This is a genomic window from Mitsuaria sp. WAJ17, from assembly GCF_014174515.1.
GTDB lineage: Bacteria > Pseudomonadota > Gammaproteobacteria > Burkholderiales > Burkholderiaceae_C > Roseateles_B.
The window spans coordinates 19,186-40,642 of record NZ_JACJUG010000009.1 but is presented as its reverse complement, the minus strand read 5'-3'; the positions used below and the strand labels follow the sequence as shown (position 1 = coordinate 40,642).

General features: G+C 67.7%; 20 protein-coding genes and 1 tRNA gene. 18 read left to right on the top strand and 3 right to left on the bottom strand.

The features are described 5' to 3' along the window. The first annotated feature begins 109 nt into the window (after positions 1 to 109). From H5407_RS09055 to map, 3 genes are all read left to right on the top strand, one after another. A complete protein-coding gene (locus tag H5407_RS09055) occupies positions 110 to 1,378 on the top strand; it encodes an aspartate kinase (RefSeq protein ID WP_183104123.1) in 1,269 nt (422 codons plus the stop codon). 61 nt (positions 1,379 to 1,439) lie between these two features. Continuing rightward, positions 1,440 to 1,532 (top strand) — tRNA-Ser (locus H5407_RS09050). A gap of 118 nt (positions 1,533 to 1,650) precedes the next feature. Beyond that, positions 1,651 to 2,445 carry a type I methionyl aminopeptidase gene (gene map, locus H5407_RS09045; RefSeq protein ID WP_183104122.1) on the top strand — a complete coding sequence of 265 codons (795 nt, stop codon included), beginning with the start codon at positions 1,651 to 1,653 and terminating at the stop codon, positions 2,443 to 2,445. A 59-nt stretch (positions 2,446 to 2,504) separates the two neighbouring features. Here map and H5407_RS09040 read toward each other — a convergent pair whose 3' ends face one another. Next, positions 2,505 to 4,004, bottom strand: a complete 1,500-nt coding sequence (locus H5407_RS09040; protein WP_183104121.1) for a PLP-dependent aminotransferase family protein — start codon at positions 4,002 to 4,004, stop codon at positions 2,505 to 2,507. A 99-nt stretch (positions 4,005 to 4,103) separates the two neighbouring features. Between H5407_RS09040 and H5407_RS09035 the strand changes: the two genes are divergently transcribed. After that, entirely contained in the window at positions 4,104 to 4,721 is a 618-nt protein-coding gene (locus H5407_RS09035; RefSeq protein ID WP_183104120.1) for an FMN-binding negative transcriptional regulator, read from the top strand. A 30-nt stretch (positions 4,722 to 4,751) separates the two neighbouring features. Continuing rightward, complete coding sequence (locus H5407_RS09030) at positions 4,752 to 5,348, top strand: GNAT family N-acetyltransferase (RefSeq protein ID WP_183104119.1); 597 nt, start codon at positions 4,752 to 4,754, stop codon at positions 5,346 to 5,348. A gap of 93 nt (positions 5,349 to 5,441) precedes the next feature. Here the strand turns inward: H5407_RS09030 and H5407_RS09025 are convergent, their stop codons facing one another. Then, positions 5,442 to 7,127: an electron transfer flavoprotein-ubiquinone oxidoreductase gene (locus H5407_RS09025; protein ID WP_183104118.1), complete on the bottom strand. Its 1,686-nt coding sequence runs from the start codon at positions 7,125 to 7,127 to the stop codon at positions 5,442 to 5,444. Positions 7,128 to 7,395: 268 nt separating this feature from the next. On the opposite strand from H5407_RS09025, the gene H5407_RS09020 reads away from it, so the two are divergent. Then, positions 7,396 to 8,178, top strand: a complete 783-nt coding sequence (locus tag H5407_RS09020; protein WP_183104117.1) for an SDR family oxidoreductase — start codon at positions 7,396 to 7,398, stop codon at positions 8,176 to 8,178. A 3-nt stretch (positions 8,179 to 8,181) separates the two neighbouring features. Beyond that, positions 8,182 to 8,811 carry a YceH family protein gene (locus H5407_RS09015; protein ID WP_183104116.1) on the top strand — a complete coding sequence of 210 codons (630 nt, stop codon included), beginning with the start codon at positions 8,182 to 8,184 and terminating at the stop codon, positions 8,809 to 8,811. Positions 8,812 to 8,869: 58 nt separating this feature from the next. On the opposite strand, the gene H5407_RS09010 is transcribed toward H5407_RS09015, so the two are convergent. Beyond that, complete coding sequence (locus tag H5407_RS09010) at positions 8,870 to 9,097, bottom strand: hypothetical protein (RefSeq protein ID WP_183104115.1); 228 nt, start codon at positions 9,095 to 9,097, stop codon at positions 8,870 to 8,872. 1,165 nt (positions 9,098 to 10,262) lie between these two features. On the opposite strand from H5407_RS09010, the gene H5407_RS09005 reads away from it, so the two are divergent. From H5407_RS09005 to H5407_RS08955, 11 genes are read left to right on the top strand one after another with little or no spacing between them, the layout of a single operon-like run. After that, positions 10,263 to 11,372 (top strand): methyl-accepting chemotaxis protein, encoded by a 1,110-nt coding sequence (locus H5407_RS09005; protein WP_183104114.1) that lies wholly within the window; start codon positions 10,263 to 10,265, stop codon positions 11,370 to 11,372. 11 nt (positions 11,373 to 11,383) lie between these two features. Further along, complete coding sequence (locus H5407_RS09000) at positions 11,384 to 11,752, top strand: response regulator (RefSeq protein WP_183104113.1); 369 nt, start codon at positions 11,384 to 11,386, stop codon at positions 11,750 to 11,752. Further along, a complete protein-coding gene (locus H5407_RS08995; RefSeq protein ID WP_183104112.1) occupies positions 11,749 to 12,063 on the top strand; it encodes a lipid asymmetry maintenance protein MlaB in 315 nt (104 codons plus the stop codon). Before H5407_RS09000 ends, H5407_RS08995 begins: the two co-directional genes overlap by 4 nt. Positions 12,064 to 12,067: 4 nt before the next feature. Then, entirely contained in the window at positions 12,068 to 14,236 is a 2,169-nt protein-coding gene (locus H5407_RS08990; protein ID WP_183104111.1) for a chemotaxis protein CheA, read from the top strand. A 30-nt stretch (positions 14,237 to 14,266) separates the two neighbouring features. Next, positions 14,267 to 15,961: a methyl-accepting chemotaxis protein gene (locus H5407_RS08985; RefSeq protein ID WP_183104110.1), complete on the top strand. Its 1,695-nt coding sequence runs from the start codon at positions 14,267 to 14,269 to the stop codon at positions 15,959 to 15,961. Between the two features lie 16 nt (positions 15,962 to 15,977). Further along, complete coding sequence (locus H5407_RS08980) at positions 15,978 to 16,520, top strand: chemotaxis protein CheW (RefSeq protein WP_183104109.1); 543 nt, start codon at positions 15,978 to 15,980, stop codon at positions 16,518 to 16,520. 19 nt (positions 16,521 to 16,539) lie between these two features. Further along, a complete protein-coding gene (locus H5407_RS08975) occupies positions 16,540 to 17,340 on the top strand; it encodes a protein-glutamate O-methyltransferase CheR (protein ID WP_183104108.1) in 801 nt (266 codons plus the stop codon). A gap of 10 nt (positions 17,341 to 17,350) precedes the next feature. Beyond that, positions 17,351 to 17,869, top strand: a complete 519-nt coding sequence (locus tag H5407_RS08970) for a chemotaxis protein CheD (RefSeq protein WP_183104107.1) — start codon at positions 17,351 to 17,353, stop codon at positions 17,867 to 17,869. Between the two features lie 15 nt (positions 17,870 to 17,884). After that, positions 17,885 to 18,967 carry a chemotaxis response regulator protein-glutamate methylesterase gene (locus tag H5407_RS08965; RefSeq protein ID WP_183104106.1) on the top strand — a complete coding sequence of 361 codons (1,083 nt, stop codon included), beginning with the start codon at positions 17,885 to 17,887 and terminating at the stop codon, positions 18,965 to 18,967. Positions 18,968 to 19,004: 37 nt separating this feature from the next. Then, positions 19,005 to 20,267, top strand: coding sequence for an EAL domain-containing protein (locus H5407_RS08960; RefSeq protein ID WP_255501160.1), 1,263 nt, complete (start codon positions 19,005 to 19,007; stop codon positions 20,265 to 20,267). Between the two features lie 38 nt (positions 20,268 to 20,305). After that, positions 20,306 to 21,439: a PLP-dependent cysteine synthase family protein gene (locus tag H5407_RS08955; RefSeq protein ID WP_183104104.1), complete on the top strand. Its 1,134-nt coding sequence runs from the start codon at positions 20,306 to 20,308 to the stop codon at positions 21,437 to 21,439. The last annotated feature ends 18 nt before the right edge of the window (positions 21,440 to 21,457 follow it).

Here is a 21,457-nt window from a genome sequence, read left to right as displayed (position 1 = left end):
CGGGTCGGTGGCCTGGCGGGGCTTCGTGCTTCGCCAAGGCCAACCGTAGAATCGGCCTCTGCGACCGCGGCGCAAGAAACCCCCTCCAACTCCGCGCAATTTCACAACCATGGCATTGATCGTTCACAAGTACGGCGGCACCTCGATGGGCTCGACCGACCGTATTCGCAACGTGGCCAAGCGCGTCGCCAAGTGGGCGCGCGCCGGTCATCAGATGGTGGTGGTGCCCTCGGCCATGAGCGGCGAGACCAACCGCCTGCTGGGCCTGGCCAAGGAACTCTCGCCCGCCAGCAGCAGCCCGGCGCTGATGCGCGAGCTGGACATGATCGCCGCCACAGGCGAGCAGGTCTCCGTGGGCCTGCTGGCCATTGCGCTGCAGGCCGAAGGGCTGGAGTCCGTCAGCTACACCGGCTGGCAGGTGCCTGTGGCCACCGATTCGTCCTACACCAAGGCCCGCATCGAGAGCATCGACGATCAGCGCGTGCGCGCCGATCTCGCTGCCGGCAAGGTGGTGGTCATCACCGGCTTTCAGGGCATCGACGAGCACAACAACATCACCACGCTGGGCCGCGGTGGCTCGGACACCTCGGCCGTGGCCATCGCCGCCGCGATGAAGGCCGACGAGTGCCTGATCTACACCGACGTCGATGGCGTCTACACCACCGACCCGCGCGTGGTGCCTGAGGCGCGCCGCCTGAAGAGCATCAGCTTCGAGGAAATGCTCGAGATGGCGTCGCTGGGCTCCAAGGTGTTGCAGATCCGCTCGGTGGAATTCGCCGGCAAGTACCGGGTGCCGCTGCGCGTGCTGTCCAGCTTTACGCCCTGGGACATCGACATCAATGAGGAAGCCAAGTCCGGCACCCTGATCACTTTTGAAGAGGACGAAAACATGGAACAAGCCGTCGTGTCGGGCATCGCCTTCAACCGCGACGAGGCCAAGGTGACGCTGCTGGGCGTGCCTGACAAGCCGGGCATCGCCTTCCAGATCCTCGGCCCCGTGGCGGAAGCCAATATCGACATCGACGTCATCATCCAGAACGTCTCGCACGACGGGAAGACCGACTTCAGCTTCACCGTGCACCGCAACGACTACCAGCGCACCATGGAACTGCTGGAGAAGACCGTGGCCCCGGCCACCGGCGCGGCCAAAGTGCTGGGTGATCCGCGCATCTGCAAGGTTTCTATCGTGGGCATCGGCATGCGCTCGCACGTGGGCGTGGCCTCCAAGATGTTCCGCTCACTGAGCGAGGAAGGCATCAACATCCAGATGATCTCCACCAGTGAGATCAAGACCAGCGTCGTCATCGACGAGAAGTACATGGAGCTGGCCGTGCGCGCCCTGCACCGTGCCTTCGACCTGGACCAGGACGCCGCCTGATAAAAAATCAGGAATTTGTAGCGGAGCCAGAAAAAGCACTGCTATACTGCGAGGCTCTGCTGGAGACGTGACCGAGTGGCCGAAGGTGCTCCCCTGCTAAGGGAGTATGTGGGCAAAACCTGCATCGAGGGTTCGAATCCCTCCGTCTCCGCCAGACAGCATTGAGAAACCCGCCCAAGCGTGCTTGTGGCGGGTTTTTTCATGGGCCCGTCCGAGGCCGTCCAATTGCACTTGAGAATGCACGTGGTCCAGCACGTGGGGAGCCTGCCGTCATGAATCCGCCTGTGAAGATCCGCAATGCCGAGGAGATCGCCAAGGCCCGCGAGGCCGCCGGTCTGGTGGCGCAGGTGCTGGCCATGATCGGCGAGCATGTGAAGCCCGGCGTCAGCACGGAAGACCTGGACCGGCTCTGCCATGACTTCATCGTCAACGAGCTCAAGGTCATCCCCGCCAACGTCGGCTACCACGGCTTTCCCAAGACCATCTGCAGCTCGGTCAACGAGGTGGTCTGCCACGGCATCCCCACGCCGTCCAAGATCCTGAAGAATGGCGACATCGTCAACATCGACGTGGCCATCATCAAGGACGGCTGGTTCGGTGACAGCAGCCGCATGTTCTTCGCGGGTGAGCCCAAGCTGGCGGCGCGCCGGCTGGTCAACACCTGCTACGAAGCGCTGTGCGCCGGCATCCGCCAGGTCAAGCCGGGCGCCACGCTGGGCGACATCGGCCACGCCATCCAGAGCATTGCCTTTCGCGATGGCTACAGCGTGGTGCGCGAGTATGGCGGCCATGGTATCGGCGACATCTACCATGACGCCCCGCACGTCAACCACTTCGGCCGCCCCGGCGAAGGCCTCAAGCTGCAGCCGGGCATGATCTTCACCATCGAGCCCATGATCAACGCCGGCCGGCGCGAGGTGAAGGAAATGAAGGACGGCTGGACCGTCGTCACCAAGGACCGCTCGTTGTCGGCCCAGTGGGAGCACATGGTGCTGGTCACCGAGACCGGCTTCGAGGTGCTGACGACCTGGCCGGACGGGCTGGGCCTCTATCCGGCCATTGCCTGAGGCGAGGGGCGCGGCCCCGCTGCCTCAACGCGCGGGGCGCTCCACCAGACTCCTGATGCTCAGCCCAGGACCGGCCGCCAGGCCTGGGCCAGGGTCTGCACGGCGCGGACGGTGGCCAGGGGCGGGAGTGCCGCAAAGCCCAGCACCAGGCCCGCCCGCGCCGAGGCCTCGGGCAGGCCACCCACGCGCCGCATGGCCCCGACCTCCAACTGAGCGGCGCCGGCGGCCTCGCTCAGGCGGCGTTCCAGGGCGGCATCGGGCAGGGGCAGGTAGGCATGCAGACCCGCCTCGGGCGCAGGCAGGGGCAGGCCGAGCGGCTCGATGTGCCGGGTCCAGGCGCCCAGCAGGGCATCGCGCCGCTCCCGGGCCGCACGCCGCATGCGCCGCACATGGCGCAGGAAGTGCCCCTGGGCGATGAAGTCGGCCATGACCTGCTGGTCCATGCTGGCACTGTGGCGGTCCATCACGGCGCGCAGCCGGGCCAGGGTCGGCAGCCAGCCGCGGGGTGCCACCAGGTAGCCCAGGCGAAGGCCCGGGAACATCAGCTTGGAGAAACTGCCCACGTAGAGCGTGCGGCCGGCGCCGTCCAGGCTGGCCAGCGGCGCCAGCGGCAAGCCGACGTGGCGGTACTCGCTGTCGTAGTCGTCCTCCAGGATCCAAGCCTGCTGCCGACGGGCCCAGTCCAGCAGATCCATGCGGCGCTGCAGGCTCATGGCGACGCCGGTGGGGAACTGGTGCGAGGGTGTCACGTAGAGCAGCCGGCAGCGCGGGCCCAGGGCCTGCAGGGCCGCGGGGCGCAGGCCTTGGTCGTCCACCGGCACCGGGTGCACGCGCTTGGCGGTCAGGGCCAGGGCCGCTGCGGCAGAGCGGTAGCCAGGGGACTCCAGGGCGGCTTCGTCGCCCGGCTCCAGCAGAGCCATGGCGGCCAGGGTGATGCCTTGCTGGGCGCCGGCCGTGATCAGGATCTGCTCGGCATGGCAGGCCAGGCCGCGTGCGCTGCGCAGGTAGTCGGCCAGCCACTCGCGCAGGGCGGGCAGGCCGGCGGGATCGCCATAGGCCAGCTCGCTCGTGTCATGGCGACGCCAAGCCTGCGCCTGCAGGCGGGACCACAGCGCGGCCGGGAACAGGTCCATGGCCGGGCTGCCCCATCGGAACGCCCGCACCGCGCCGGCTGGCGTCTGCGAAGGCGTGAAGCCCTGCAGGCCCAGCCAGCGCGGGGTCTGTGGCATGGGTGCCGCCGGCGCCGGCATGGACTCCGAGCCCGAGGCTGCCGGCCTCATCTGCGCCAGGGGCGGGGTCACATAGCTGCCGTCGCCCACGCGGCTCCTGATCAGGCCCTCGTCCAGCAGGTGCTCGTAGGCCCGCACCACCGTGTTGCGCGACAGGCCCAGCGCACCCGCCAGCTCGCGCGTAGTGGGCATGCGGGCGCCAGCAGGCAGTTGCCCCTGCAGCATGCGCAGGCGCAGCTGCTCGACCAGCTGGCGAGTCAGGGGCCCCGGGCCGTCCAGGCGGATGCCGGCGACATCGAAGGGAAGGGCGGGGTGGTTCGTCGCATTCATGGAATTGGATCCATCAATGTGCAATGAATTGGATCTTTTATCGTACCAATTCAGACCATATGCTGAGGCCTTCCTGTCGGAATCCCCGGTCATTACCACATGTACACCCCCAAACACTTCCTGCTGGACGACCCTGCACTACAGCGTCAGCTGGTCGCCGAGCACCCCCTGGCTCTGCTGGTCGCCGCCGACGCGCGAGACCCTGGCGCGCCGCCGCTGGCCCTGCATCTGCCCATGGTGTGGGTGGAGGAGGGCGGGCAGTCCTGGCTGGAGGGGCACTTGGCGCGCGGCAACCCCCATCTGGCTGGCCTGGTCGAGGGGCAGTCTGTGCGCCTGGTCTTCACCGGCCCCGATGCCTATGTCTCGCCCTCGCACTACGACAGCCCGCTCAACGTCCCCACCTGGAACTACCTGGCCCTGGAGGTCGAGGGCAGGCTGCAGCGCGTGGACGATGCCATGGCCAAGGACCGCCTGCTCAAGCGCCTGATCCAGCCGCGCGATCCGGCCTATGTCTTGCAATGGCTGGGTTTGCCGGATGACTACCAGCAGCGCTTGCTGGGCGCCATCGTCGGCCTGCGCGTGGCGGTGAGGTCCATCCAGGCCAAGGCCAAGCTGAGCCAGAACCGGGCGGCCGGCGAGCGCCAGCGCCTGATCGAGCATTTCGACTCCGGCGCCTCACCCGCCATGGCCCGCTGGATGCGCCAGCTGGGCCTCTGATCCCTACCTCTGAACGCCATGGACGCCGCCATGACAAGACCTGCCCCCCTGAACATCCGCCCCGTCACCCTGACCGGCCGCCTGGTGCAGCTGGAACCCCTGAGCCTGGACCATGTGGACGGCCTTTGCGAGCAGGGCCTGGAGCCCGCACTGTGGCGCTGGATTCCCAGCAGCGTCAGCACGCCAGCCGAGATGCGGGACTACGTGGAGGCAGCGCTGACCGAGCAGGCGCGGGGTCAGGCCTTGCCTTTCGTGATCCGCGAGCTCGGCAGCGGCCGCATCGTGGGCAACACGCGCTTTGGCAACATCTCCGCCGCGGACCGCCGCCTGGAGATCGGCTGGACCTGGGTGGCCGCCAGCCACCAGCGCACGGGCGTCAACACCGAGGCCAAGACCCTGCTGCTCACCCATGCCTTCGAGACCCTGGGCGCGCATCGCGTGGAACTCAAGACCGACGCACTCAACGAGAAGTCCCGCGCGGCCATCGCCCGCATCGGCGCGGTGCAGGAGGGCATCTTCCGCCGGCACATGGTCTGCGCCTCTGGGCGGGTGCGTGACACTGTCTATTTCTCCATCATCGACAGTGAATGGCCAGCCGTGAAGGCCAGGCTGCTCGCCATGGCCTGAAGACCCCCGCCAAGGCGGGATGCCCCGCCTTGGAGCGCCCGCAGAAAAAAGCCCGCGTCAGCGGGCTTTCCTTTTTGGGACGGAGCAGCAGGCTTACATGCCCGCGTAGTTCGGTCCGCCGCCACCTTCCGGCGTGATCCAGACGATGTTCTGCGTCGGGTCCTTGATGTCGCAGGTCTTGCAGTGCACGCAGTTCTGGGCGTTGATCTGCAGGCGATCGCTGTTGTCCTCGTTCTTCACGAACTCGTAGACACCGGCCGGGCAGTAGCGGCTCTCCGGGCCGGCGAAGCGGCTGAGGTTGACCTTGACCGGCACCGAGTCGTCCTTGAGCGTCAGGTGCACCGGCTGGTCTTCCGCATGGTTGGTGTTGGAGATGAACACCGAGGACAGGCGGTCGAAGGTCAGCTTGCCATCAGGCTTGGGGTAGTCGATCTTGGTGGACTCCGCCGCCGGCCGCAGATAGACGTGGTCCGGCAGCTCGCGGTGAATGGTCCAGGGCGGGCTCTTGATGCCCAACTTGGGCAGCAGCCACTGCTCGATGCCCGTCATCAGCGTACCAACGGTGTTGCCCTTCTTGAACCACTGCTTGAAGTTGCGTGAGCGGTCCAGCTCCTCGTGCAGCCAGCTCTTCTCGAAGGCGGCGGGGTAGGCGCTCAGCTCGTCATGCTGGCGGCCGGCCGTGAGGGCCTCGAAGGCGGCCTCGGCGGCCAGCATGCCGGTCTTGATGGCGGCATGGCTGCCCTTGATGCGGGCCGCGTTGAGGTAGCCTGCATCGCAGCCGACCAGGGCGCCGCCCGGGAAGACCTGCTTGGGCAGGGACAGCAGGCCGCCGGCCGTGATGGCGCGGGCGCCGTAGCCGATACGCTTGCCGCCCTCGATGTGCTTGCGGATGCTGGGGTGGGTCTTCCAGCGCTGCATCTCCTCGAAGGGCGAGAGCCAGGGGTTCTTGTAGTCCAGGCCGACCACATAGCCCAGCGTGACCTTGTTGCCTTCCAGGTGGTAGAGGAAGCCGCCACCGTAGGTCTCATGATCCGCGGGCCAGCCGGCGGTGTGCACCACCAGGCCGGGCTTGGCCTGGCCAGCCGGGACCTCCCACAGTTCCTTGATGCCGATGGCATAGGACTGCGGATCCTTGCCTGCGTCCAACTGGAACTTGGCGATCAGCTGCTTGCCCAGGTGGCCGCGCGCACCCTCGGCGAAGATGGTGTACTTACCCAGCAGCTCCATGCCCAGCTGGAATCCGTCGTGCGGCTCGCCGTTGCGGCCCACGCCCACGTTGCCGGTGGCCACGCCGCGCACGCTGCCGTCTTCACCGTAGACGATCTCGGCGGCCGCGAAGCCCGGGAAGATCTCCACGCCCAGGGCCTCCGCCTGCTCGCCCAGCCACTTGGTGACTGCGCCGAGCGCGACCACGTAGTTGCCGTGGTTGTGGAAGCACTCGGGGATGAGCCACTGAGGCGTGTCGCGCGCGCCGTCCTTGGACAGGAACAGCACCTCGTCCGCCGACACCGGCTGGTTCAGCGGCGCGCCCAGCTCCTTCCAGTTCGGGAAGAGCTCAGTGATGGCGCGCGGGTCCATCACGGCGCCCGAGAGGATGTGGGCGCCGGGCTCCGAGCCCTTCTCCAGCACGACCACGGAGAGCTCCTGGCCCTTCTGGGCAGCCAGCTGCTTCAGGCGGATCGCGGTGGACAGGCCGGCCGGGCCGCCGCCCACCACGACCACGTCGTATTCCATGTTCTCGCGCGGGCCGAACTGGGCCAGAAGTTCTTCGCTGGTCATCGGGTGTCCTTCAGGATTTGTAATGGGCTTTGCCGTCACCGGGGCTCGCCCCGTTTCGGCACAATTGCGGCGCATTCTACTGGGGTGTCTGGAAAATAGAACGATCGTGCTATTTTTGTGGCGCCAGACCCTAGAGACGCCGCTCTAGCGGGGCGTTGTCCCGGATGTCGGTGCACCCGTCTGCCTCCCTGCCCCTGCAGGCGCCAAGGGGCGCTTCCGAAGGCTTAACATCCCCCGGACATCGCAGGACGAATGAAGGAAGTGAGCCATGAGCTACAGCATTGATCTGGAAGGGCGCGTGGCCCTGGTGACGGGGGCCAGCAGTGGCCTGGGGGCGCAGTTCGCGCGCACGCTGGCCAAGGCAGGGGCCGGCGTGGTGTTGGCCGGGCGGCGGATTGAACGCCTCAAGGACCTGCGCGCCGAGATCGAGGGCGCAGGGGGTGATGCCCACGTCGTGTCCTTGGACGTCACCGACCTCGATTCCATCAAGGCCGCCGTCGCCCATGCAGAGACCGAGATGGGCACCATCGACATCCTGGTCAACAACTCCGGCGTGAGCACCACACAGAAACTCACCGACGTCACCGTCAACGACTACGACTTCGTGATGGACACCAATGTGCGCGGCGCCTTCTTCGTCGCGCAGGAGGTGGGCAAGCGCATGCTGGCGCGGGCGCGCGGCGCCGCACCAGGCACGTTCACGGGCGGGCGCATCGTCAATATCGCCTCCATGGCCGGCCTGCGAGTGCTGAGCCAGATCGGCGTCTATTCCATGAGCAAGGCTGCGGTCATCCACATGACCCGCGCCATGGCGCTGGAGTGGGGCAAGTTCGGCATCAATGTCAACGCCATCTGCCCCGGCTACATCGACACCGAAATCAACCACCACCACTGGAGTACCGAGCAGGGCAGGAAGCTCATCGAGCTGCTGCCGCGCAAGCGCGTGGGCCAACCGCAGGACCTGGACACCACCCTGCTGATGCTGTGCGCCAACGAAAGTCATTTCATCAACGGCGCCGTGATCCAGGCGGATGACGGATTCGGGGTCTGATCGATGAGCTTGCGAGACCTGAGCGCCGCCGAGGCGCGCGTGCTGGCCGTGCTGGTGGAGAAGCAGCACACCGTGCCCGACAGCTACCCCCTGTCCCTCAACGCCCTGACCCAGGGCTGCAATCAGAAGACCGCGCGCGAGCCGGTCATGAACCTCAGCGAGGCCGAGGCGCTGGAGGCCCTCAACGAGCTCAAGGGCATGAGCCTGGTGCAGGAGGTGAGCGGCAGCCGTGTCGTGCGCTTCGAACACAACCTGAGGCGCGTCTACGGCGTGCCAGGCCAAGCCGAGGCCCTGCTCACCGTGCTGATGCTGCGCGGTCCCCAGACCGCCGCCGAGCTGCGCCTCAACTGCGAGCGCCTGCACCGCTTCGCCGACATCTCCTCCGTGGAGGGCTTTCTGGACGAGCTGGCCGAGCGCCAACCCCCGCTGGCCCTGAAGCTGCCGCGCGCACCCGGGGCGCGAGAGCAGCGCTGGGCGCAACTGCTGGCTGGGCCTGTGCAGGTGGAGGCCCAGCTTGCATCGACCGGCCAGGAGGCCCCGAGGCGCGACGAGGAACTGCAGGCCTTGCGCGCCGAGGTCGATCAGCTCAAGGCACAGGTGGCACGCCTCATGGCGGAGCTGGGCCTGGGCTGAGGGGGCAGGTCTTGCGCCGGGTCCCGCTGCGTAGGCCGGCGCGGCCCTGCCGGGCGTCTTACTTGCTGTAGGTGACCGGGTTCTTGCCGTAGTCCTCGCCCATGGCCTCGGTCACCGGGTCCTTCTTGTAGCGTTCGGCGTTTTGCACGGCGCCCTTGTCGCGGCGCGCGATATTGGAGCCGGTGGTATAGCTGGCCTGCTCTCCGGCCCTGTCGTCCTGGGCAGGATTGCTGGCGCAGGCGGCCAGGGACAGGACGGCAGCGGCCGCCAGCAGTGCGTTGATCATGGGATTCCTCCGCGTGTGTTCTCGATTCTGGGCATCGCACGCTTGTGCCTGCATGCGGCGGCCTCGATTGTCCGCAGTCAGTGCCGGGTTGGCCTCCTGGCGCTCCCCTAGCGCCTGCGCGTCAGCGACGCTCCTCGCACCGCCGATGCGGAGCGCGGGCGCTGCGTGCCTGAAGCGGGCGGGCCTGCGGCAGGTGCAGATGTGGCGGTTCAATATCGCTGTTAGTGAGCTCGACCTCTGACGGCGCAGCGGACGCCATCCCCCGGCGCTTCCCGATGGACTGGGCACGGAGTCCGTGATGCCAGACATCACCTTCGTGCAGCGTGAAAAGCTGGGCGATTAGGTCAGTGGCCCGATCGGTGCCGATGCGGGACGCAGATTCTGTATCCGGCGGGCTCGGCCTCGGCGGTCCGAGCTCAGGCGCAGTGGGCGGCAGTGCCGGGGCATGTGCATGGTGGCCGGCGCCTCGCGCCGCGTGGGCTGGCCATAAATCAGCAGGCCGAAGCCCTCGCAGCCTCACAGCCGTGCGCGCCGTTCCAGCAGCAGGATGAGGCGGTCCGCCAGCACGTGGGGGTCGGGGTGATCCAGCACCCTTGGCGTCCCGTCCGGCCTCGTGCAACAGCGCCAGGGGCTCCAGACCCAGGGACAGGCTGTCCCCACAAAGTGCGTCAGGGTTGCGGCACGAACTTGCTGGAGCAGGGCAGGGGCCCGTGAGCCGGCGAACGGCGGATGGCATGCAGGCGTCTCCTCCAGTCAAGCGATGGTTGTGGTAAATGCTGGTACTCGGATGCATGTTTTCGACAAACCTGCAACTTCTGCACGAATTGCCACGCCGCACCGGAGCCCCGTGCGGCCGTGATACTGCATCGCAGCAGCTGTTGGAAGCCATCACCCGGGTGTGGCACCGTTCGCGCCGTTGCCGTTGCCGTTGCCGTTGCCGTTGCCGTTGCAGGGCGTGGCGTTTTGACCCTCAAGTGCTTGTGGTTGCTGGCCGAAAGGTGCTCTACTCGTCCCAGCACTTTGTTCGGTACAACAGGGGCGGCTCCGGGGCAGGGGCCTCGACGGACTGTCGAGGCCCGCGCCCCGGACGCTTGCCGACTTCAGGGGGTGAACATTGAGCAGCAACTCCGACGGCAAGCTCCGTCTCGGTGTGATGGCATGTGCCTTGACACTGGCCTTGGCTGGCCTGCTGGCCGCGGCAGGGGCCGCTTGGTGGTCCTGGCTCGTGGCCGCCGGAGTCCTCGCCCTGGCGGGCTGGGCCTGGCAGTTGGATCGCCGCCAGCAGGCGCGGCAGCGGCAGGAGCTCCTGGACTGCCTCGACGGCGAGCGCGCCCTGGGCGAGCAGCTGCTGCCGGTCTGGAGTGGCCACATCGAGTCCTCGCGTTCCCAGATGGAGACGGCCGTCGCCGGCCTGGCGCAGCGCTTCGGTGCCATCGTGCAGGAGCTCCAGCGCAGTGCGCAGCTGACAGAGATGAACTCGCAGTCCATGACCAGCGGCGAGCGCGGCCTGGTTGCCGTCTTCACCCATGGGGAGCGCGAGCTCGGCGGCTTGCTGGGATCCATGAAGTCGGCGATGAGCGGCAAGGCCACCATGCTGGGCAAGGTGCAGGAGCTCCAGCAGCATATTCAGCGCCTGCAGGACATGGCGGCCGATGTCGCGCGCATCGCGCAGCAGACCAACCTCCTGGCGCTCAATGCCGCCATTGAGGCAGCCCGGGCCGGCGAGCAGGGCCGCAGCTTCGCCGTGGTGGCCCAGGAAGTGCGCACCCTGTCGGGGCGCTCCGGCGATACCGGCCGCCAGATCGCGGCCACCGTGGCGGCTGTCAGCGAGGCCATCCAGGCCACCTGCCAGGCCGCCGAGCAGTCCGCTGGCGAGGACGAGCGCTCCCTGCAGCAGTCCGAGGTCGTGATCGAGCAGGTGCTCTCGCAGTTCCGTGAGGCTACGGACGCCCTGGTGCAGTCCTCCAACGAACTCAAGAGCGGACGCGACTATGTGCAGGGCGAGATTGCCGAGGCCCTGGTTCATCTGCAGTTCCAGGACCGCATCAGCCAGGTCATGACCCATGTGCGCCAGAACATGGAAAGCCTGCCGCCGTTGCTGGCCCGCAAGCTGGAGCGCTTCGAGCGCGGCGAGGGTCTGCAGGCCCTGGACGCGGTCGGCCTCCTTGCCGAGCTGGAACGCAGCTACGCCATGGCCGAGGAGCGCGCGCTGCACAAGGGCGGCAAGAACGCCGCACCGGCCGCGGCCGCAAGCGACGAGATCACTTTCTTCTAAGGACAGACGACATGGCCAAGACCATCATGGTGGTGGACGACTCCGCTTCCCTGCGGCAGGTGGTGGGCATTGCCCTGCGCGGTGCCGGCTACGAGGTGCTGGAGGGCTGCGACGGCAAGGACGCCTTGAACAAGCTGCAGGGCCAGAAAGTCCATCTCATCATCAGCGACGTCAACATGCCCAATATGGACGGCATCAGCTTCGTGAAGGCCGTCAAGGCCATGCCGGCCTACCGCTTCACGCCGGTGATCATGCTGACCACCGAGTCCGCCGAGGGCAAGAAAGCCGAGGGGCAGGCCGCCGGCGCCAAGGCCTGGGTGGTCAAGCCCTTCCGCCCCGAGGTGATGCTCAACGCCGTCCAGAAGCTGGTGCTGCCTTGAGCGCCGTCGGGACCTGCCTGCACCCGCAGGGCGAGCTGACCATCTTCCGTGCGGCCGAGCTCAAGACCGAATGGCTGCAGGCCCTGGAGGGGGCAGGCGGCGTGCTGGAGCTGGACCTGGCGGGTGTGACCGAGCTCGACACCGCCGGGCTGCAGCTGCTGATGATGCTCAAGCGCGAGGCGGCCGCACAGGGCCGAGCGCTGCGGCTGCACGGACACAGCCCGGCCGTGCTGGAGGTCTTCGAGCTGCTGAACGTGGCGGCCTTCTTCGGAGATCCCCTGGTCATGCCCCTGCAAGACGAAGCGAGGTGAGTCGATGGACCTGGACGCAGCCCTGCAGACCTTTGTTGCCGAGAGCCGTGAGCTGCTGACCGAGATGGAGTCCGCCCTGCTGGGCCTGGACCACGGCAGCGAGCCGGGCGAGGCGGTGAACGCCATTTTCCGTGCAGCGCATACCATCAAGGGTTCGTCGGGCCTCTTCGGCCTGGACCACATCGTGGCCTTCACCCACGTGACCGAGAGCGTGCTGGACGAGGTGCGCGACGGTCGCATTGCCATCGACGACGAGCTGGTGGTGCTGCTGCTGTCCTGCCGGGACCACATCAGCGAGCTGATCGAGCTGCTCGCCGCCGGGCAGACCTCGCCCACCGAAGCCAGCGATTCCGCCGGCGCGCCGCTGCTGGCTCAGCTCAAGCGCTATCTGCAGCCCGCGCCGAATGCGGTGGCCATGCCCGAGGCGCAGGTGGAGCGCATCGCCCGCGAGAGCGACGATGCCGACGAGCATTGGCACCTCTCCCTGCGCTTCGGTCCGGACGTGCTGCGCATGGGCATGGACCCGCTGTCCTTTCTGCGCTACCTGGGTCGGTTGGGGCGCATCGTGGGCATCGCGACGCTGCCGGACGCGCTGCCGCCAGCCGCGTCCATGGATCCCGAGATCTGCTACCTGGGTTTCGAGATCGCCTTCGCCAGTGCAGCCGACAAGGCCGCGATCGAGAACGTCTTCGAGTTCGTGCGCGACGACTGCCAGCTGCGCATCCTGCCGCCGCACAGCCGCATTGGCGACTTCCTGGCCCTGATCGAGGACCTGCCCGAGACCAATCTGCGCCTGGGCGAGATCCTCGTGGCCTGCGGCAGCGTCACCGCCCATGAGCTGGACCAGGCCCTGGCCCTGCAGTCCCAGGCGCCGGGCGGTGCCGAGGCGGCCCCCCTGCTGGGCAGCATCCTCGTGGACAACGAGGTCGTTCAGCCCGCCGTGGTGGAGGCCGCCCTGGCGCGCCAGAAGCAGATGGTGGACCGTCAGAAGGGCAGTGGCGACGGCCGCAGCGCGGAGAGCCGCTCCATCCGCATCGATGCCGACCGGCTGGACCAGCTGATCGATCTTGTGGGCGAGCTGATCATCGCGGGCGCCAGTGCCGACCTGCTGGCCCGCCAGCTGGACCACTCCGAGCTGCGCGAGGCCACCTCCCGCATGGCCGACCTGGTGCAGGACGTGCGGGACACGGCACTGCAGCTGCGCATGGTCAAGATCGGCGCCACCTTCAACCGCTTCCAGCGCGTGGTCCATGACGTGGCGCGCGAACTGGACAAGGACATCGGCCTGCAGATCAGCGGCGAGGACACCGAGCTCGACAAAACCGTCATCGAGAAGATCGGCGACCCCCTGCTGCATCTGGTGCGCAATGCCATGGACCACGGCATCGAGAGCGCCGAGATGCGCCTGGCGCGCGGCAAGCCCGCCAGGGGCCTGGTGCGGCTTAATGCCTTCCATGACTCCGGCAGCATCGTGATCGAGGTCAGCGACGATGGCGGCGGTCTGCGCCGGGACCGCATCCTGGCCAAGGCCGTGGAGCGCGGCCTGGTCGAAGCCGACGTGCGCTTGAGCGACCAGGAAGTCTTCCAACTCGTCTTCGAGCCGGGCTTCTCCACCGCGGAGCAGATCACCAACCTTTCGGGCCGCGGCGTTGGCATGGACGTGGTCAAGCGCAACATCAGCGCCCTGCGCGGCACGGTGGGCATCAGCAGCCAGGAGGGTGTGGGCACCACGGTGAGCGTTCGCCTGCCCCTGACCCTCGCCATCATCGACGGCTTTCTGATCAACGTGGGTGGCGCCACCTTCGTGGTGCCGCTGGACATGATTGAGGAATGCATCGAGCTGCGCGCCGAGGCCGGGCACGATGTCAGCAATCTGCGCGGCCAGGTGCTGCCCCTGATTCGCCTGCGGGACGTGCTGGAAATCGACGCCGCGCCGCCGCGCCGCGAAAGCGTGGTGGTGGTGCGCAGCAACGGCCAGCATGCCGGCCTCGTCGTGGATGCCTTGCTGGGCGAGTTCCAGACAGTCATCAAGCCGCTGAGCCGGGTCTTCTCCCAGGTGCGATGCATCAGCGGTTCCACCATCCTGGGCAGCGGCGAAGTGGCGCTGATCCTGGACGTCGTCGCGCTGCTGGCCAGCGCCGGGTCCTCACACGGTCTGGCCAAGCTGGGCTGAGCTTCCGAAGCACACAACGAAAGGCACACCATGTTTGCCAAAGTTTCCTTGAAGGCCAAGATCGTCACCTTGCTGGTGGTGTCCCTGCTGGCCTTGCTGGTCGTCATCCTGATCGCCTTCATGGGCCTGAAGAAGGATGCCGAGATGCTGGCCGAGATCAGCGGCAACCGGCTGCCATCGGTGCAGTCCCTGCTGGTGATCAGCGAGGCCCAGACGGCCATACGCTCCGCCAGCCGCGCCATCGATTCCCTCGCCGCGTACCCGGAGGAACTCAAGGAGGTGGAGCGGCACCTGCAGCGCAAGGCGGACGCCTGGGGTCGGATCGACAAGGCCTGGAAGATCTATGAGCCGCTGCCCCAGGAGCCCGAAGAGGCCCAGGTCTGGAAGCAGTTCATCAACGACTGGGAGACCTGGCGTGCCGGCGACACCAAGATCTCCGACCTGGCCAAGCAGATCCTGCGTACCGCTGACGCCAAGCAGCGCGCCCAGCTCTTCGCGGAGTTCCACCATGCCCTGAGTGCCAACCGCGAGAACTTCCGCACCGCGGAGGCTGGCATCAACAAGCTGACCGACCTGAACGCTGGCTATGCCGATGCGGCCGCCAAGCAGGCCGCCGAGTCCTCGGCTCGCGCGCAGACGCTGATGTACACGGCCTCGATCGTGTCGCTGATCGCCCTCGTTGTGCTGGGCTTTTTCATCATCAGTGCGGTCATGCGCCAACTGGGTGGCGACCCGGCCTATGCGGCCGAGGTGGTGCAGAAGGTGGCCCAGGGTGACCTGACCACCGACATCGCCCTCAGGACCGGTGACACCACCAGCCTCCTGGCCGCCATGAAGACCATGGTGGACAAGCTGAGCCATGTGGTCTCCGAGGTCTCCAGCGGCGCGGCTGGCATCACCGGCGCGGCGGAGCAGGTCAGCTCCACGGCCCAGACCCTCTCGCAGGCCACCAACGAGCAGGCGGCGGGTGTCGAGGAAACCAGCGCGTCGGTGGAGCAGATGACGGCCTCCATCTCGCAGAACACCGAGAACGCCAAGGTGACCGACGCCATGGCCAGCAAGGCCGCCACCGAGGCAGCGGAGGGCGGCGAGGCGGTGAAGTCCACCGTGGCGGCCATGAAGCAGATCGCCAAGAAGATCGTGATCATCGACGACATCGCTTACCAGACCAATCTGCTGGCTCTGAACGCTGCCATCGAGGCGGCCCGCGCGGGCGAGCACGGCAAGGGCTTCGCGGTCGTGGCGGCCGAGGTGCGAAAGCTGGCCGAGCGCAGCCAGGTCGCGGCCCAGGAAATCGGCGAGGTGGCCTCCAACAGCGTGGATCTGGCCGAGCGCGCCGGCCAGCTGCTGGACGAGATCGTGCCCAGCATCAAGAAGACTTCGGACTTGGTGCAGGAGATCACCGCGGCCTCCGAGGAGCAGTCCTCCGGCGTGTCGCAGATCAATGCCGCCATCGGCCAGCTGAGTCAGACCACCCAGCAGAACGCCGCCAGCTCCGAGGAACTGGCCGCCACGGCCGAGGAGATGAGCAGCCAGGCCGAGGAGCTGCAGAGCATCATCGCCTTCTTCCGCACCCGGCATGACGGCGGCATGGGCGGTGCGCTGCAGCGCCCGCGCACGGCCGCGGCGCGCAAGCCGGTCTCGCGTTTGGCGCAGGCCAAGGGCGAGAGCAAGGGGGCCTTCGCCGACGCCGAGCTGGACGAATCGCAGTTCGCCAAGTACTGATCCAGGGGAGGCCGGCATGAACGCCATTGTTCCCAGCAGCGCCGCGCGGCAGGAGCCGCCTCGGCAGGAAACGGCGCAGTACCTGACCTTCGCCCTGGGCGACGAGATCTACGCCATCGGCATTCTCTCGATCAAGGAGATCATCGAGTTCGGCGGCATCACCAACGTGCCCATGATGCCGCCGGCCATCCGCGGCGTGATCAATCTGCGCGGCGCCGTGGTGCCCGTGATGGATCTGGCCCAGCGCTTCGGGAGACCCTCCAGCCCCATCACCAAGAAGACCTGCATCGTTATCGTCGAGCAGGAGAGTGCGGGCGAGCAGCATGTGATCGGCGTGGTGGTGGACTCGGTGCATGCCGTGCAGGACATCGCCGGCACGGACATCGAGCCGGCACCCAGCTTCGGACTGCGCATCGCACCGGACTTCGTGGCGGGCATGGGCAAGGTGGACGGCCGCTTCGTCATCGTGCTGGCCATGGGGGCGGTCCTGTCGGTGGTGGACCTCGCGGCCCTGGGCTCCGGCGCCGAGGCCGCGCAGCGCATGCTGGCTGCGAGCTGATCGCAGGAGGCGCGAACTCATGCAGGAGATCAGCACGCAGGAGTTCACGCGCTTTCAGGACTTCATCTTCCGGGAAGCGGGCATCACGCTGGGCGACAACAAGCGCGCCCTGGTCTCCGGGCGGCTTGACAAGCGCCTGCGCCACTTCAAGCTCGCCAGCTTCAGCGACTACCTGCGCCTCCTGGAAAGCGGTCGGGAGCCGCTGGAGCGCCAGCATGCCATCGACCTGCTGACCACCAACGAGACGTACTTCTTCCGCGAGCCCACCCACTTCCAGCTGCTGCGCGAGTGCGCGCAGCAGTCGCGCCAGCAGGGGCGCCCGCTGCGCGTATGGAGCGCCGCCTGCTCCAGTGGTGAGGAGCCCTACAGCATTGCCATGGTGCTGGACGACGAGCTCGGCGCGGGCCAGTGGGAGGTGCTGGGCACGGACATCTGCACCCGCATGCTGGGCCGCGCGCGCCGGGGCCATTACCCCGAGAGCCGAGCCAGCCACCTGCCCGACGCCTTGCGCCGCCGCTACTGCCTCAAGGGCCTGGGCCCGCAGGCGGGGACGCTGTTGGTGGAACGGGGCCTGCGCCAGCAGGTGCAGTTCGAGCAGGTGAATCTCACCAGGCCGCTGCCGGCCCTGGGCCGCTTCGACCTCATCTTCCTGCGCAATGTAATGATCTACTTCAATGTCGAGACCAAGCGCCAGGTGGTGGCACGGCTGATTGGCCAGCTGCGGCCGGGCGGCCTGCTGCTGGTGGGCCATTCCGAGACGCTCAACGATATCAGCGATGCGGTGCAGGCCGTGCGGCCGTCGGTCTATCGCAAGCCCTGAGAGCCAGGCCATGGATCGCGCTCCGACCGAGATCTACCTGCTGCCGGGCGAACACGCGGCAGGGCGGGCGCACTGCCGCATCCGCACGCTGCTGGGATCCTGCGTGTCCATCACGCTGTGGCAGCCGCAGCTGCAGGTGGGGACCATGTCCCATTTCCTGCTGCCGGGCAATGGCGATCGCCAGGGCCTGGAGCTGAACGGCCGCTATGGCCATGACGCCCTGGCTCTGATGCTGTTGGATCTCAAGATGCTGGGCGCCGAGCCGCAGGACTGCGAGGCCAAGCTCTTTGGCGGCGGGGCCATGTTCGCCAGCGAGGGCCCGCTGAGTACGGTTGGCTGGCGCAACGGCGAGGCGGCTCGCCGCATGCTGGCGGAGCGCGGCATCCGCGTCGTGTCGGAAAGCCTTTACGAGGCGGGCCACCGCGAGATCATCTTCCACGTGGCCAGCGGCGAGGTCTGGGTCCGGCATGCCCGGCTGCCCGAGGCCGGTCCGACGGCCGCGACGTGGCCAAACCGCTCATCCAGCTAGGCAAGGGGCCCAAGCATGACCATCAAGGTGATGATCGTCGATGACTCCGCGGTGGTGCGCCAGGTGCTCAGCGGCCTGCTGCATCGAGGGGCCGGCATCGAGGTCACGCATGCCGTCTCAGACCCCATATTGGCCATGGAGCGCATGAAGACCGAATGGCCGGACGTCATCGTGCTGGACGTCGAGATGCCCCGCATGGACGGCATCACCTTCCTGCGCAAGATCATGGCCGAACGGCCGACGCCGGTGGTCATCTGCTCGACGCTGACGGAGAAGGGCACCAAGACCTCCGTCGAGGCCCTGGCAGCGGGGGCGGTGAGCATCATCACCAAGCCCAAGCTGGACCTCAAGAACTTCCTCAAGAGCAGCGCGACGGAGTTGGTGGCGGCGGTCAAGGCGGCGGCGCGGGCCAATGTCTCGCGCCTGGCCGGACGGGGGGGCGCCCCCCTGGTGGCCACGTCCAAGCTGACTGCCGATGCCGTGCTGCCTTGCGGCGATGCGCCGGCCATGGTGCAGACCACGGAGCAAGTCGTGGCCATCGGTACCTCCACCGGCGGCACGCAGGCCCTGGAGGCGGTGCTGACGCGCTTGCCGCGGGTGTGCGCGGGCATCGTCATCGTGCAGCACATGCCCGAGAAGTTCACGGCGGCCTTCGCATCGCGCCTGGACCAGTTGTGCGACATCGCCGTCAAGGAAGCCGAGAACAATGACCGCGTGGTGCCCGGCCGCGCCCTGATCGCGCCGGGCGGGCGCCACATGCTGCTGAGGCGGGTGGGGGCGCAGTATTTCGTCGAGGTGGTGGACGGCCCCCTGGTGAACCGGCACCGGCCCTCGGTGGACGTGCTGTTTCGTTCGGCGGCCCGCGCAGCCGGGAAGAACGCCCTGGGCATCATCATGACCGGCATGGGCGACGATGGCGCGGCCGGTATGCTGGAGATGCACAAGGCAGGCGCCTACACTGTGGCGCAAGACGAGCAGAGCTGCGTGGTCTACGGCATGCCCAAGGAAGCGGTCAAGCGAGGCGCCGTCGATAAGATCGTGCCGCTGGACCTGATCGACCGCGAGATTCTCGCCCAACAGATGAGGCCCGGCCAATGAGCGCCGGGGCACTCACATGATGACGGGAGCGACGGAGATGAGTTCGGTGCCGCAGGCAGCCCCCCCTCCACCGCGCGGGCTGCTCAGCAGCGTCCTGGTGGTCGAGGACAGCGCCGTGCAGCGCCAGCATGTGGTGGACCTGCTGCAGTCCCTGCAGTTCGCCTCGGTGCTGGAAGCCTCCAATGGCCTGGAGGCCCTGCATGTGCTGGACGGTCTGGCGGCGGGGCTGTCGATTTCGCTGCTGATCACAGACATCGACATGCCCGTCATGGATGGCATCGAGCTGATCGGCCAGTTGGGGAAGCGCTACCGGGTCGATAACCTCATTGTGATGAGTGCACGTGATCCGCGCCTGCTGGAGACCGTGGAAAGCATGGATGCGGCGGACTTCGCTCCGCGCCTGCTAGGCACCCTGCCCAAGCCCGTCACGCTGGCCGGCCTGCAGCGTCTGCTGGAGCGAGCCAAGTTCCGGCCTGCCGACGCGGCAGCCGCCGGCGCCACGCCTGCTGCCTGCCTGGAGGACATCCGGGCCGCGCTGGACAGCGGGCAGTTCGTGCCCTACTTCCAGCCCAAGGTGAGCCTGGCCACGGGCCAGCTCAAGGGCGTCGAGGCCCTGGCCCGCTGGCGCCATCCCGATCGCGGCCTGCTGGGGCCCCATCATTTCATCGCTCGCATCGAGGGCAGTCCGCTGATGGCGCGCTTCACGCTTGCCATGGTGGAGCAGTCACTGAAGCACCTGGTGCAATGGTTGCGCTCCATGCCCTCCCTGACCCTGTCGGTCAACCTGACCGCCGACGACCTGGCAGACCAGGGCTTCATCGAGCGCCTCACCGAGCTGGTGAACCGGCACGGCGTGGCGCCGTCATCGCTCACCTGGGAGGTCACCGAGACCATGGTGTTGCGCAGCGCCGCCATGCTGAGCCTGGCGCGCCTGGGCCTCAAGGGATACGGCTTGTCCATGGACGACTACGGCATCGGCTACTCCAGCATGCAGACCCTCTCGCGCAGCCCCTTCACCGAGCTGAAGATCGACCGCGTCTTCGTGGATGGCGCCAGCGAGCGCGCCAACCGCCGGGCCATCCTCATCAGCTCCCTGGACATGGGACGCCGCCTGGGTGTGGCCACGGTGGGTGAGGGCGTCGAGACCGAGGCCGACTGGCACCTGCTGCGCGAGCTGGGCTGCGACACGGCCCAGGGCTACCTCATCGCCAAGCCCATGCAAGGCGAAGAGCTGCTGGGCTGGGTGCGCAGCAGTCGGGCGCGGCTGAAGGCCTTGGTGGCTGGGCCGGGCGCAGCCTGATTGGCAGGCCGGAGCGCCGGCGCTGCTACAGTGCCCGCATGCATGCCGCCCTCACCACCGCATCCCCGCAGGACTGGGTGCGCCAGGCCGTCGCCCGCATCGAGGCCGACTTCCAGCGCTCCGCCGACACCCACCTGATTGCCCTGCCGCTGCCCGGCTTCGCGGGCATCGACCTATACCTCAAGGACGAGTCCAGCCATCCCACCGGCAGCCTCAAGCACCGCCTGGCGCGCTCGCTGTTTCTGTACGCGCTGTGCAATGGCTGGCTGCACGAAGGCAGCACGGTGGTGGAGTCCTCCAGCGGCTCCACGGCGGTGTCCGAGGCTTACTTCGCGCGCCTGCTCGGCCTGCCTTTCGTCGCGGTGATGCCGGCCACGGTGTCGACCGAGAAGATCCGCGCCATCGAGTTCCAGGGCGGCCGCTGCCACCTGGTGCAGGACCCGACGCAGATCTATGTGGAGTCCCAGCGCCTGGCCCGCGAACTGGACGGCCACTACATGGACCAGTTCACCTACGCCGAGCGAGCCACCGACTGGCGCAGCAACAACAACATCGCTGAGTCCATCTTCGAGCAGATGAGGAAGGAGGCGCATCCGGTGCCGCGCTGGATCGTCTGCTCCGCGGGCACCGGTGGCACGCTGGCCACCATGGGGCGCTTCGTGCGCTACTCGCGGCATGCGACCTTGGTCTGCGGCGCCGATGCCGAGCGCTCGGTCTTCTACGAGCACTACCTCAGTCGCGACCCGGCGCTGCGCATCGAGCTGGGCTCGCGCATCGAGGGCATCGGGCGCCCGCGCGTGGAGGCCAGCTTCCTGCCCTCGGTCATCGACGCCATGGTCAAGCTGCCCGATGTGTGGTCCCTGGCGGCCACCCTGGCACTCAGCGAACACCTGGGCCGCCCGGTGGGGCCCTCGACCGGCACCAATCTGCTTGCGGCCCTAGCCTGCGCACAGCAGATGCGCGAGCGGGGCGAGATGGGCTCGGTCGTGACCCTGCTGTGCGACAGCGGCGAGCGCTACCGCCACAGCTACCATGATGCCGGCTGGCGCCAGGCCCAGGGCCTGGACTGCGAAGTCGAGGCGCAGGCCATGATGGCGCTGCTGCAGCAAGGCCAGTGGCCGCAAGGACTGCTGGCGAGCTGGGGGCTTGCCGGGGCGCTGAAGCGGGGCTGAGGCCGCCCCAGCTGTGAC